A 13352-nucleotide genomic window follows, 5' to 3' on the forward strand; every position below is an offset into this window, starting at 1 on the left:
GAAACTGGGAAGATAGGCGATATATGTGATGCGGCAAACAAGATTACAGTTGCACAAAGGTCGTCTGAAAACCCGTCACATGGTTTTCAGACGACCTCAAAATCGGATACCTGCTTATTCGCTTTCAACCTTCTCTATCTTGCGGCAGGCAATTAAAGATTCGCCGTCGGTGATGCTCATGGAAGTTTGGTTGATATCGAGAATTTGGTAATCGGTGGATTTAAAACTTTTCTTGGCGGCCATTTGTTCACTGAATTTCATATAAGAACGGTCCGCTTCGCGGCCTTTGGCGGTTTTTAAGTCTTTGACGTCAAACAAACGTTCCGAGCCTGCGCTTTCAAAAGTCATGACGATATGCCTGTCGTCTTTAATGCGCCAGAAGCCGTTATACCATTCCCGATAACGTAAGGGAACTGCGTCGTTCAGGTTTTCTTCTTTCCACTCAATCTCGATATACCCTGCCCATAAATGCGCCGGCAGTTTGTCCTTTTGCTGAAACTCAATAAATTTAGGCGCAAACGAATGGATATCGCGTTGCGCTTTCAATTCGCAGTCCCATGCCCCGAAAAGTTGTTCTTCCTGCTTTTGCAGGGACACTTCGGATTTCGCGGCAGGCGGCGTATTCGTTCCGCAGGCAGTCAGAAGCAATAAAGACAAGAATAAGGGTTTTATTGGTTTCATTTCCATTCCTTTGTTTTGTATATAAGTCAACCTACCATCGCTCCTGATTCAAACCACCCGACAGGTCGTCTGAAACCCCTTCACCTGATTTTCAGACGACCTCAATCCATATCGCTTTCGGGCAGCTCCGCCGAACCCATGCGGCGCAGGATGATGTTGGTTTTGTTGCGCAGGCGTTTGCTTTTGGGGTTGTCGGCGTAAAACAGCGGCGCGGGGACGCGGGCGGCGAGTTTGGCGGCCTGCTGTTTGGTCAGGTTGGCGGCGGGTCTTTTATAAAAATACTGGGACGCGGCTTCTGCGCCGAATACGCCGTAGTGCCATTCGATGGCGTTCAGATACAGCTCGAAAATGCGGTCTTTGTCGGTAACGGCTTCCATCATCGCGGTAATCGCGGCTTCTTCGCCTTTGCGGATATAGCTGCGGCTTTCGTTCAGAAACAGGTTTTTGGCAAGCTGTTGGCTGATGGTCGAGCCGCCTGCTTTGACTTCGCCGCTTTGTTTGTTGCGCTTGATGGCGTATTGGATGCCGCCCCAGTCGAAGCCGCCGTGTTCTGCAAATTTGGCATCTTCGGAGGCAATCAGTGCTTTTTTCAGGTTGACCGAAATGCGGTCGTAAGGTACCCAGCGGTAATCGAGCGCGACATCTTTACCTTCGCTTTGAAACTGCCGCATCCGCATCGCCATGAAGGCGGTTTTATTCGGCGCGACGGCGCGGTAAGTGATGATGTTGCCGTACACATAAGCGTTGAAAAAGATAAATGCGCCCAAAGGCAGGGCAATCAGCCATTTGATGATGCGGAACATTTTATAACTCTCTCATATATTGGACGACGGGCAGGACATCGGGCGCAAAGCCGCGCCAAAGCCGGTAGGAAGCTGCCGCCTGCCCGACCAGCATGCCCAATCCGTCGGCGGTTTGTTTTGCGCCTGATTGGCGGGAGAACGCTAAAAACGGCTCTGCCGCCCCGCCGTAAACCATATCGTAAGCTAAAGTGCAATGTTCAAAGATTTTCGGCGATACGGCGGGAAGCTGTCCGCTTAAGCCGCCGGATGTGCCGTTGATGATGATATCGAAGCAGCCTTCCAGTTCATCCAAAGGTATGGCTTCAATATCGAAATGCGCCGCCATTTCCGCCGCTTTGGCGTGGGTTCGGTTGGCGATAACGATGCGCGCGGGGCGGTATTCTTTCAATACGGGAATCACGCCGCGCACCGCGCCGCCCGCGCCGAGCAGCAAGACGGTTTTGCCCGACAGTTCCACCCCGAGCCTCTTTGAAATATCGTCCGTCAGTCCGAGCCCGTCGGTATTGTCGCCGCGTATTTTACCGTTTTCCAGCAAAATCAGCGTATTGACCGCACCCGCCGCCAACGCGCGTTCGGAATGTTCGTCCGACAAGGCAAACGCTTCCTGCTTGAACGGTACGGTAACATTCGCCCCGCGTCCGCCGTCGGCAAAAAACGCTTCAACCGCCTGCGCGAAACCGCCGATGTCGGCGCAAATGCGTTCATATTCGATTTCAACGCCTTCCTGCAAGGCAAACTGCCGATGAATCTGCGGCGATTTGCTGTGTGCGACGGGGTTGCCGAAAACGGCGTAGCGGGGGAGGGCGGTCATGGTCGTGTTCCAAAAGACGGGACGGCTATTTTATAACGGCGGCGTACAGATGGAAACGATGCCGTCTGAAACGGTTGTCAGGTAGTATGATGGAATATTTGTTTCTTGAAAAAAAGTCATTTCTTTTTTACAATTTAACTTTATTTTTTTACAATTTAACTTTATTTTGTTGACAAGAACGAAAGGGGCGGACATGAAAAAGATGTTGTGCTTGGCAGTATTTGCATTGGGGTTGGCAACGCCGGCGGTGGCGGCGGATTGGGTGTGGTTAGGTATTAGCAATGACAATACTGCTACCTTGTTTGGTGATGCAGACAGCCGTACGGACGATAGAGCATGGTTTGAAGCAAGGTATGCCAAGCCGCAAAAGCATAGCAATGGAAAATTTTATAATACAGTGAAAACGTTGGGAGAAATGGATTGCAGTGGTAAACGTTATAGGTTTTTGACGATTACGTGGTATTCCAAATCGGGAAACTCTATCGGTTCTTATACACCATCCTATGATGATTGGAGTTATGCTATTCCCGGTTCGATTGGAGAGGCTCAGTACAAATTTGTCTGCAACCACGATCCTCGCTGACCGTTTTCAAACTAAACAACAGATGCCGTCTGAACTGCTTTCAGACGGCATCTGTTTTGTCGGCATTCGGACAAAAGGGCGGGAATTCCGCTTTTGAACAGACAAACCGAAGCATATTGTTGACAATCAGGTCGTCTGAAACTATATTCCGCAAGTCAGAAATTTAACGGATTTGCGGTTTCAGACGACCTTCGGCGTGATAAAATGCAGCAGATTTTCCGCGAGATTCCATATCCGTTACTTCCCATTTAGGAGCCGAAAATGTCTATCAAAGACGCAGTAAAACTGATTGAAGAAAGCGAAGCCCGCTTCGTAGATTTGCGCTTCACCGATACCAAAGGCAAGCAGCACCACTTCACCGTCCCCGCCCGCATCGTCCTCGACGACCCCGAAGAGTGGTTTGAAAACGGTCAGGCGTTTGACGGCTCGTCCATCGGCGGGTGGAAAGGCATTCAGGCATCCGACATGCAGTTGCGCCCCGACCCCGCGACTGCCTTCATCGACCCCTTCTACGACGACACCACCGTCGTCCTCACCTGCGACGTCATCGACCCCGCCGACGGTCAAGGCTACGACCGCGACCCGCGTTCCATCGCCCGCCGCGCCGAAGCCTACCTCAAATCCTCCGGCATCGGCGACACGGCCTACTTCGGCCCCGAACCCGAATTCTTCGTCTTCGATGGCGTAGAGTTTGAAACCGACATGCACAAAACCCGTTACGAAATCACGTCCGAAAGCGGCGCATGGGCAAGCGGCCTGCACATGGACGGTCAAAACACCGGCCACCGCCCCACCATCAAAGGCGGCTACGCGCCCGTCGCACCGATTGACGCCGGACAAGACCTGCGTTCCGCCATGGTGAACATTTTGGAAGAACTCGGCATCGAAGTCGAAGTCCACCACGCCGAAGTCGGCACCGGCAGCCAAATGGAAATCGGCACGCGCTTCGCCACCTTAGTCAAACGCGCCGACCAAACCCAAGACATGAAATACGTTATCCAAAACGTTGCCCACAATTTCGGCAAAACCGCCACCTTCATGCCCAAACCCATCATGGGCGACAACGGCAGCGGCATGCACGTCCACCAATCCATCTGGAAAGACGGTCAAAACCTGTTCGCAGGCGACGGCTATGCCGGCTTGAGCGACACCGCGCTCTACTACATCGGCGGCATCATCAAACACGCCAAAGCCCTGAACGCGATTACCAATCCGTCCACAAACTCCTACAAACGCCTCGTGCCGCACTTCGAAGCGCCGACCAAGCTTGCCTACTCTGCCAAAAACCGTTCCGCATCCATCCGCATCCCATCCGTGAACAGCAGCAAGGCACGCCGCATCGAAGCGCGCTTCCCCGACCCGACCGCCAACCCATACTTGGCGTTCGCCGCCCTGCTGATGGCGGGTTTGGACGGCATTCAAAACAAAATCCACCCGGGCGACCCAGCCGATAAAAACCTCTACGACCTGCCGCCGGAAGAAGACGCACTCGTCCCAACCGTCTGCGCCTCTTTGGAAGAAGCCCTCGCCGCCCTCAAAGCCGACCACGAATTCCTGCTGCGCGGCGGCGTGTTCAGCAAAGACTGGATCGACAGCTACATCGCCTTCAAAGAAGAAGACGTACGCCGCATCCGCATGGCGCCGCACCCGTTGGAATTTGAAATGTATTACAGCCTGTAATCCGCATTTCCTGTCGGGCTAAACGAAAGGTCGTCTGAAAACCTAGAAACAAGGTTTTCAGACGACCTTTTTTATCGCTCAAAGCAAACCGTCAGAACGTTTTGCTGAATTCGACAAACATTCTGGTTTTGCCGTATTCGTAGTATTTGTCGTTGCTCCACGTTTTGTGGTGGGCGACGGTCAGGCGCGGGGTGATGCCTTTGAAGTGGAAAGCGCGGTGCCACACGGCGAGAGAAATATCCGCTTCTTTATCGCGGCGGTTTTCCTGACCGCTCAAAAGGCTGGGCGTTTGATAACGGCGTTGTGCCGCACTCAGCCGCAACATGGTGGACAGCCCTTTGCCCCATTCCTGCCCCCATGCGGTACGGAGGCTGTAACGGTCGAAGCTGTCCGATTTGTCTTCTTTATTGCGTTCCTGATAAATGTCGAAACCGCCGACCCAGTATTGGCGGGCGTTTCGGTAATAGACGACGGAATTGCTCAACAGGCGGTTGTTGCTGTCGGAACGGGCGCGGCGGGTGTTTTTCAGACGACCCATTTCAACGGCGCTCAAGGTTTGCAGCTTAGGCTGCCACCAGCGGTTGATGTGCAGGCGCGCACCGCTGGAGTAGGTATACGGGTCGTTGCCGTAGAAGCGGCGTTCGTGGAACGGGGTCAAGCCGATGTCGTTGCGCTGGTCGGCGTAGCCTGCGCCTACCGAAAAGCGGGTGGTCACGTCGTTATACTTGGTTTGTTCGGGATAAATTTTGCCGTAATTGTCCGCGCCTGCCGTAACGTACCAGCCTTTGGGCAGCGACCATTTTTTCTCTGCGCCGAGTTGGTAGTTGATGGCGGTAGCGTCGATAGGCTCGGGGAAGGTCCAGTTGCCGTATGTGCGGCGGCTGGGCGCTTGGTTGATGTTTTGTTCGCGGGTAACGCTCAAGCCGGCATTGAATTTCCACGAATCGCGCTCGCGCAATGCTTTGCGGTAGGATTCGATGCCTTTGACGAGCGGCTCGGGCAGGTTGGCTTCTGTTTTGAGTTTGTCGAACTGGTCGGCGGCGGCTTCGTTTTGCTTGTCTTCAAACAAAGCGGTGGCAAGCTGCCAGCGGACGACGGGGGCATTGGGGTTTTCGGCGATAAATTGACGGTAATACCCGATGGCTTCTTTCATTTTGCCTTCATCTTGGGCAACCAATCCGTGCGCGTAGAGCGCCATGTTTTTATCGTGTCCCGGCCATTGTTCGTAAATCGGCAGGACGACTTTGATGCCCGCGATGTTGCGCGACACAACGGCGGAATACATGGCGCGGGAAAGCAATTGGGGATTGTCGAGCAGGGTTTTGGCATCGACGTTGACGACTTTTTCAGACGACGTTTCGGCAGCAGGCTTGGCCGCTGCTTCTTCGACGGGGGCAGGTTCTGCCGTTTTGACCTGCAACTCGGGGGCAGGCTGGTTTTGAGGCTCGGACGGCACGTCGGCGGCTTCTGCTGCGGACACGGCGAGCAGGGAGAGGAGTAAGAGTGTTTTCATGATTTCGTAAGACGTTTGGGTTGCAATGGCGCATGAATCTGCGTTTTTTATTTGAGGCGAAACCATATCGAGCATTTGGGTGCTTTCGGGCATGGTTTTGCTTTATATAGTGGATTAACTTTAAACCAGTACGGCGTTGCCTCGCCTTGCCGTACTATCTGTACTGTCTGCGGCTTCGTCGCCTTGTCCTGATTTAGTTAATCCACTATATTGTTTTGAGCGCGGATTTTACCGTGTTTTACAGTAAAACAAAATATTGCGGTGGCAAATAAAACGATACGGCATGATTCGGCTTTGACCTAAACCACAGTAAATGCCCTGCTCTACCGTTTGGTTCTGTTTATCCAACCAAACAAGAAAGGTCGTCTGAAACCTCTTTTCAGACGACCTTTCCGGTATTTTTCGATTTAGCGTTTGTCCAAGTCTAAATCAGCTTTGTATTCGATGCGGCCGTGTCCTTTGTTTTCGATGGACACGTCCAATTCTTGTCTGCCGCGTTTGAATTTCAAATCGGCATCGTCGTGTTTGATTTCAGATTCGACCACTTGAAAACCTTTGCTGCGCGCGTGGGCGATGACTTTTTTCGCCAAAGACGGAATCGGGTTGCCGCGTGCGGGCAGCTCGGCTTCGTATTCGAATTCGCCGTTGCCCTGACGGTCGGCTTTAACCGTATGCGCGCCTGCGGGACGGTAAATTTCGGCAGGAAGCGGGGCGGCGAAAGCGGTGGCGGAGAAAAGCGCCAAAATGCCGGTTGCCAGTAAAGATTTTGTTTTAGCCATACTGTATCCTTTCGGGGAAGGCATATAAAAACGCCGCCATGTTATCGGCAAGGCAACACCCTATCAAGCAAATAAACCTTGTTTTACGTATGACAGTGTTTTTGCACGCAGCGTTTACGCGGTTTTGCGATAACCCTGCAAAACCCTGCGCCTTGGCTGTAATAAAAGGTTTCAGACGACCTTTTGAAACACGGCTTTTGCGCTTTCGGGTAAAATAGCCGCTTTGTTTTTATTCAGGCAGCTTCAACCAAATGTCTTCCTCCCTTTCCAAAAAAACCGCCTACCTGCTGATTGCGCTGACCGGCATCGCGCTTGACCAACTGACCAAATGGGAAATCCTCGCCCACTTCCAAGAAGGTGAGCGACTCAACATCATCCCTTCCTTATTCGACCTGACCCTTGCCTACAACCCCGGCGCGGCGTTCAGTTTCCTTGCCGACCAAGGCGGCTGGCAGAAATTCTTTTTCTTAGGGCTGGCACTCGTCATCAGCGCCTATCTCGCCCGCGCCATCCTGCGCGACGAGTTCCGCCTTTCCGGCAAAATCGGCGCCGCCATGATTATCGGCGGCGCGCTTGGCAATGCCATCGACCGCTTGATTCATGGTCATGTCGTTGATTTCCTACTGTTTTACTGGAAGGATTGGAGTTATCCCGCGTTTAATGTTGCCGACAGCTTTATCTGCGTCGGTGCCGTTTTATTGGTTTTAGACGGACTGTTCCACAAAAAACAACCCAAACCGACCGACGAACCAACAACCGACAACCCATAAGGTCGTCTGAAATCCGGACCATACACATGACCCAAAAAACCATCATCCTTGCCAACCCGCGCGGCTTCTGCGCCGGCGTTGACCGCGCCATCAGCATCGTCGAGCGCGCGCTGGAAGAATTCGGCGCACCGGTTTACGTCCGCCACGAAGTCGTCCACAACAAATTCGTCGTGGACAACCTGCGCGAAAAGGGCGCGGTATTCATCGAAGACCTCGCCGACGTACCCAAAGGCGCCATCCTGATTTACTCGGCACACGGCGTTTCCAAAGCCGTGCAACAGGAAGCCGCCGAACGCGGGTTCCGCGTATTCGATGCCACCTGCCCGCTCGTGACCAAAGTCCACAAAGAAGTCGCCCGCCTCGACGCGCAAGACTGCGAAATCATCATGATCGGACATAAAGGCCACGTCGAAGTCGAAGGCACCATGGGACAGCTTCCGCCCGGCAGGATGCTGCTGGTCGAAACCGTTGAAGACGTCGCCGGACTGCAAGTCAAAAACCCCGACAAACTCGCCTACGTCAGCCAAACTACCCTGTCCGTCGATGAAACCAAAGACATCATCGCCGCGCTGAACGCCCGTTTCCCCAACATCCGCAACCCCCACAAAGAAGACATCTGCTACGCCACGACCAACCGCCAAACCGCCGTCAAAGAATTGGCGGAAGAATGCGACATCGTCATCGTCGTCGGCTCGCCCAACTCTTCCAACAGCAACCGCCTGCGCGAAGTCGCCGCCCAACGCGGCGTCGATGCCTATATGGTCGACAACGCCGGCTACCTGCAACGCGAATGGTTCGAAGGCAAACACAAAGTCGGCGTAACCGCCGGCGCGTCCGCCCCCGAAGTTTTGGTCAGGGAAGTCCTGCAAACCATACAGCAATGGGGACACGAAACCATACGCGAAGGCGAAGGTGCGGAAGAAAGCATCGTCTTCGTCCTCCCCAAAGAGCTGCGGCGCGAAGGCGAAAACAAACAGATATTGAACAAAGGTTAAACTGTTTATCCCAGCCTTTTCATCCAAGCGGCAAAACAAAAAGGTCGTCTGAAATCCGTTTTCAGACGACCTTCTTTATAGTGGATTAACTTTAAATCAGGACAAGGCGACGAAGCCGCAGACAGTACAGATAGTACGGAACCGATTCACTTGGTGCTTCAGCACCTTAGAGAATCGTTCTCTTTGAGCTAAGGCGAGGCAACGCCGTACTGGTTTAAAGTTAATCCACTATATTTTGCCAGCCGAATCAAGGCATCAACATCCCGCCGTTGACGTGCAGCGTTTGACCGGTGATGTATTTCGCTTGGTCGGAAGCGAGGAACAATACCGCATCGGCGATGTCCTGCGCTTCGCCGAATTTGCCCAACGAAGTTTGCGCTTCGAAGGTTTTGCGGGTTTCTTCAGGCAGCGCGCGGGTCATGTCGGTATCGATAAAACCGGGGGCGACGCAGTTGACGGTAATGCCGCGGCTGCCGACTTCGCGTGCCATGGATTTGGAGAAACCGATCAAGCCCGCTTTTGCCGCGGCATAGTTGGTCTGACCGGCATTGCCCATCACGCCGACAACGGATGTGATGTTGATGATGCGGCCGGCGCGCTGCTTCATCATGCCGCGCAATACGGCTTTAGAGGCGCGGAACACGGATTTGAGGTTGACCTGCATGATATCGTCCCACTCTTCTTCTTTCATACGCATCAGGAGGTTGTCGCGGGTGATGCCGGCGTTGTTGACCAGAATATCCAGCTTGCCGAATTCTTTCTCGATGTCGGCGATCAGGTTTTCGATGGTTTCGGGTTCGGCGGAATTTAATGCACGGCCTTCGCCGCCCCATTGCGCCAGACGCTCGCTAATCGCTGCCGCGCCGCTTTCGCTGGTTGCCGTACCGATGACTTTGGCACCTGCCGCCGCCAGCGTGTCGGCAATCGCCGCGCCGATACCGCGTGATGCGCCTGTTACCAATGCGACTTTGCCGCTTAAATCTTGTGTGCTCATGTTTACTTCCTTGTTTTGGGAATGGAGTCTGTTGATTTCAGACGACCTTATAGCATAAATAGTGTGATGAATCTAATTTTTGAGGTCGTCTGAAAACATCAAAGGCTTTCAGACGACCTCAAAGAGGCTTACTCGGGTAACGTGATTTCTTGATACGGAGGCAGATCCAATATGTATCTCAACCAGTTGTCGAAGCTGTATTTTTGGTAGATTTCGGGCGGCAACTCGCGATAGGGTTTGTCGAGAAACGCTTCCATACCGTCAAAGGTTTTGCCGTCCCAAATATAGATATTGTCGGGATGATAAAAATCGTATTTGGCAACTTCGGCATTGGTGGTAATGAGCTTTTTCCGATAGCCGACCGACTCGATTGTCCGAAACGATAAACCCGTATGCACCGCTGCTTTAAAATCCAGCAAGACGCGGCTTTGCATTTCGCGTTTGATGTTGTCCTCGAACGTGAGCGGCTCTGCCGTCGCTTTGATACTGTCGGGATAAACATCGGAATGTTCGTTCAAACTGCCGTCGTTGACATGGAATATCGTGAAATCGATTTTCCAGCCTTTCTTTTCGGCATATTCGGAAAAAGTCGAAATGGCTTTGTCCCTGCCGAGATCGGGAACATGCGAGCCCAGAAAATAAAAATCGTAGCGGTTGTCGGTATCGGTTGGTTGGTCTACTTCAAAATAAAAATTGGCGGCGGGAATGACTTTATCGCGATATTTCCGGTTATCTTCAGGATCGAAGGCATACACTTTGTCGAAAATATCGATGCTCTCCCATATTTTGGGAAATCTGTCCAACCCGTCCCATTGGTAGGCCACCATCAGCTTTTCGGTTTTTCGCTTGACCTGTTCCAGCAGATACTTCGGATAGATTTGTCCGTTTAAAAACAATGCGTAATCAAAATACTCGTATGTCTTTATTTTCTCCATCATTTCTTGATAAATTTTCGTGAAATGCCGAAGCCGGGCTTTTTTTCTCAAAATTTCTTTTTTCTTTTTCTGCTTCAGGACTTTTTTGCACCAGAATGCCCCCAGCCTCATTTTTAAAGACGAATACTTGAAAGGGGGCGCGATATGGTTGTAGCTGATATCGACAACTTGAAATCCTTGTTTTTCTAAATTTTGGATAAGCAATTTATAAATGTCGTTAACTTGGTACATGCCTAATAGGATAATAGGTTTCCGAGACATGGTGTGTGTCCTCCTATTGATTTTAAAATCATCAACTTATTATTGTTATACAGATGAATAAATATCTTGTTGCCCTGTTCAAACTGACCTTTGAAAACAGGATAGGTTTCAGATTCGGGAAACGGCAAGCGGGAGAAGGTACGGCAAACCGTACATTTTCGATGTGAAAGATGTCTTTTAACGGACAAACCGCCTGCGTTTGAACAGCCGGCGTCCGCAAAACATCGTTTATTGTGAATAGACTTTGAAAGTGCCGAAGCACTCAGTGAATATTTTCCCTTTTATTTGTACCGCCTATCCCGCAAATCTGCTTCTCCGCTATATCTGCTTAATGGCATCCCTGTCGATATGCGGCAGCCCGATCGGTATGTTCGGCTCGATATCGAATGCGCAGTTTATCCAGTTGCTGAAGCTGTATTTGCGTTTCAATTCCGGCGCGATGGGGACGAACGGTCGGGTCAGGAAGTCTTTGAGTTCGTCGAGATTGCTGCCGTTCCAGTAGAACATATTGTCGGGATGGTAAAAATCGTAATGCACGATGGTCGGATTGGTGGTAATCAGTTTTTTATCCAAACCAATGGCCTCAAAAATCCGCAAAGACAAGCCGTAATGCTTGCGGTTGAGGAAGTCGACCAATACGGAGGATTTGGCGGCTTCTTCTAAATTCTGGCGGTAAGACAACGCGTTGGCAAACGAGAAGAACTGTACTTCGGGGATGCCCAGTGCGGCTTGCTCTTCGGCAATTTTCTTGCTCGCCAGTCGGAAGTCGATATCCAAACCGATGGCGCGTGCAGCATCGCAGAATGCGCGGATGTCGCTGTTGCGGTCTTCTGCGTACGATCCGATAAAGAGGATTTTGTTTTCGGTTTTTTCAGACGGCGTGAAGCTGTCGAAATAGAAACTTGTGGTCGGATGCAATACATGGTCGTATTCGGGCAGCTTGTTTTGATCAAATGGATCGAAGAAATAAAATTTGTCGAAAAATTCGATATTTTCAAAATCTTCTTTCAAGAAAGTCAGCGCTTCCCAGTTGTAATAGACCATCAGTTTAGCGTGGTTGCGCAGCTTGGAAATAAACTCTTTCGGATACGCGCCCAGCCAAATCATGAAGCAATAATCTGCCTGCTCGGGATATTGTTCCAACAACGCTTCCAGCCGCTCTTCCACCAAACGGAACATCACCCGTTTCTTGAAATCCATTCGTCCGAGGACGTTGCGGTACCAGATTTTCTGCATACGTTGGAAGATGCTTTTGTATTTGAATTCTTTTTCTTCGTAAGTCAGGGACAGTACGTTGAAGCCGCATTTTTCCAGATTCTCAATGATGAGCTCGTGGATTTTAAACAGCTCCGGCATAGCCAGGATAACGGTTTTCTTTTTCATAATCGTCGTACGGTAAAGAGGAAGGGTCGTCTGAAAATATAGTGGATTAACTTTAAACCACTATACAATCAGGCAATGATGAAATTCTTAAAACGGCTGCGGCACAGGTTCGCCTTCATTAATTGCCGATACCGAGCATACGGTTAAGCCATTGGGTAAACGAATATTTTTCTTTGATATCCGGACTGACCGGCTGATACGGACGCGCCAAGAAATCAGGCAATTCGTCCAAGCTGCCGCCATCCCATAAAAACACATTGTCAGGATGATAAAGGTCGGTGTCGCGTATGCTTTGGTTGGTCGTAATCAGTTTTTTATCGAATCGCAGGGCATCGAAAATGCGGAACGACAAACCGTAATGGTCAAACTGGGCAAAATCGACCACTGCCCCGCAGCTTTGTACCTTGCTTAAATTGTTTTCAAAACTAAGAATGCTGCTGCGGTCGAGATATGTGATGCCTTTGGTACCGAAGGCTTTTTCGGCGCGGTCGTCTTTGCAATAAATATGGAAATCCAAAGGCAACCCGAGGCGTTCCGCTTCGCTGATGAAATGCTTGGTCTGCCCTTCCCTCCTCAATTCGTAGCCACCGAGGAAATAGAGACCGTCGTTTGACGGCAGTTCGGGGACAGGCAAATCGAAGTAGAAGTTGGTCGTGGCTTTGAATCCGCACTCCGGATATTGCTTAATATCTTGCGGGTCGAAAACCCAGCATTGGTCAAAATAGTCCAAATATTCCAAGATATCGGGAAATCTCCCGATGCCGTCCCATTGGTAATTGACGCATATTTCACTGTGCGCACGAATGGCAGCAATGATTTCTTTGGGATAAATGTTGGCACGGATACACAAGGCGTAATCCGCTTTTTTGCCGTTTAACGAACCCAGCTTGCGCGCAATGTCATCCCGATAGCGGCTATATTTCAAAACCTTTTTGTAGTCGCCGTCTTTGGCAACATATTTGTAATATAAGTTTTTCACCCTGCTCGCCATATTGGGATAAAAAGAATCCCTGTCGTCGTAACAAAGGTTGACGACGTCGAACCCCAAAAAACGCAGGTTTTTTTCGATGCACTTGTCGAGTTCGTACATATAGGGAACGGCAAGGATGATGGTTTTATTCATGATTCGGGTGCGGGGCGGTTAATCTTAGGTACTTCAACTCA

At 51.0% G+C, this 13352-nt stretch carries 13 protein-coding genes and 1 pseudogene; 5 read left to right on the forward strand and 9 right to left on the reverse strand.

The window, feature by feature from the left end:
• Window positions 1-114 precede the first annotated feature (114 nt).
• The 3 genes from H3L95_RS08305 to aroE all read right to left on the reverse strand — a co-directional run bounded on the left by H3L95_RS08305 (window position 115) and on the right by aroE (window position 2295).
• A complete protein-coding gene (locus tag H3L95_RS08305) occupies window positions 115-681 on the reverse strand; it encodes a hypothetical protein (protein ID WP_040668024.1) in 567 nt (188 codons plus the stop codon).
• Between the two features lie 101 nt (window positions 682-782).
• Window positions 783-1484: a monofunctional biosynthetic peptidoglycan transglycosylase gene (gene mtgA / locus H3L95_RS08310; protein WP_003756572.1), complete on the reverse strand. Its 702-nt coding sequence runs from the start codon at window positions 1482-1484 to the stop codon at window positions 783-785.
• A 1-nt stretch (window position 1485) separates the two neighbouring features.
• Window positions 1486-2295 (reverse strand): shikimate dehydrogenase, encoded by an 810-nt coding sequence (aroE, locus tag H3L95_RS08315; protein ID WP_003756573.1) that lies wholly within the window; start codon window positions 2293-2295, stop codon window positions 1486-1488.
• 193 nt (window positions 2296-2488) lie between these two features.
• On the opposite strand from aroE, the gene H3L95_RS08320 reads away from it, so the two are divergent.
• Complete coding sequence (locus H3L95_RS08320; protein WP_003756575.1) at window positions 2489-2878, forward strand: surface-adhesin E family protein; 390 nt, start codon at window positions 2489-2491, stop codon at window positions 2876-2878.
• Window positions 2879-3139: 261 nt separating this feature from the next.
• A complete protein-coding gene (gene glnA, locus H3L95_RS08325) occupies window positions 3140-4558 on the forward strand; it encodes a type I glutamate--ammonia ligase (protein ID WP_003756580.1) in 1419 nt (472 codons plus the stop codon).
• A gap of 91 nt (window positions 4559-4649) precedes the next feature.
• Here the strand turns inward: glnA and H3L95_RS08330 are convergent, their stop codons facing one another.
• Both H3L95_RS08330 and H3L95_RS08335 read right to left on the reverse strand, forming a co-directional pair.
• On the reverse strand, window positions 4650-6071 hold the full coding sequence (locus H3L95_RS08330; protein WP_182096249.1) for a surface lipoprotein assembly modifier: 1422 nt from the start codon (window positions 6069-6071) through the stop codon (window positions 4650-4652).
• Window positions 6072-6478: 407 nt separating this feature from the next.
• Window positions 6479-6850, reverse strand: a complete 372-nt coding sequence (locus tag H3L95_RS08335) for a hypothetical protein (RefSeq protein WP_003756585.1) — start codon at window positions 6848-6850, stop codon at window positions 6479-6481.
• Between the two features lie 251 nt (window positions 6851-7101).
• Between H3L95_RS08335 and lspA the strand changes: the two genes are divergently transcribed.
• The 3 genes and pseudogenes from lspA to H3L95_RS14225 all read left to right on the forward strand — a co-directional run.
• On the forward strand, window positions 7102-7620 hold the full coding sequence (lspA, locus tag H3L95_RS08340) for a signal peptidase II (RefSeq protein ID WP_003756590.1): 519 nt from the start codon (window positions 7102-7104) through the stop codon (window positions 7618-7620).
• 26 nt (window positions 7621-7646) lie between these two features.
• Window positions 7647-8615 (forward strand): 4-hydroxy-3-methylbut-2-enyl diphosphate reductase, encoded by a 969-nt coding sequence (gene ispH, locus H3L95_RS08345; RefSeq protein ID WP_003756592.1) that lies wholly within the window; start codon window positions 7647-7649, stop codon window positions 8613-8615.
• 52 nt (window positions 8616-8667) lie between these two features.
• Window positions 8668-8885, forward strand: a pseudogene (locus tag H3L95_RS14225) (hypothetical protein); the annotation flags it as partial.
• On the opposite strand, the gene fabG reads toward H3L95_RS14225, so the two are convergent.
• From fabG to H3L95_RS08365, 4 genes are all read right to left on the reverse strand, one after another.
• A complete protein-coding gene (gene fabG, locus H3L95_RS08350) occupies window positions 8863-9609 on the reverse strand; it encodes a 3-oxoacyl-ACP reductase FabG (protein WP_003756594.1) in 747 nt (248 codons plus the stop codon). The pseudogene H3L95_RS14225 and the gene fabG sit on opposite strands and share 23 nt — an antisense overlap.
• Before the next feature lie 128 nt (window positions 9610-9737).
• The gene (locus H3L95_RS08355) at window positions 9738-10805 is read right to left on the reverse strand and encodes a WaaS/CpsH family glycosyltransferase (RefSeq protein WP_003756595.1); all 1068 of its coding nucleotides are present in this window, start codon (window positions 10803-10805) and stop codon (window positions 9738-9740) included.
• Window positions 10806-11123: 318 nt separating this feature from the next.
• On the reverse strand, window positions 11124-12188 hold the full coding sequence (locus tag H3L95_RS08360; RefSeq protein ID WP_003756597.1) for a WaaS/CpsH family glycosyltransferase: 1065 nt from the start codon (window positions 12186-12188) through the stop codon (window positions 11124-11126).
• A gap of 118 nt (window positions 12189-12306) precedes the next feature.
• The gene (locus H3L95_RS08365) at window positions 12307-13311 is read right to left on the reverse strand and encodes a WaaS/CpsH family glycosyltransferase (protein WP_003756598.1); all 1005 of its coding nucleotides are present in this window, start codon (window positions 13309-13311) and stop codon (window positions 12307-12309) included.
• Window positions 13312-13352 lie beyond the last annotated feature (41 nt).

This window comes from Neisseria sicca (assembly GCF_014054945.1).
In the GTDB taxonomy this organism is placed as follows: Bacteria; Pseudomonadota; Gammaproteobacteria; order Burkholderiales; family Neisseriaceae; genus Neisseria; species Neisseria sicca.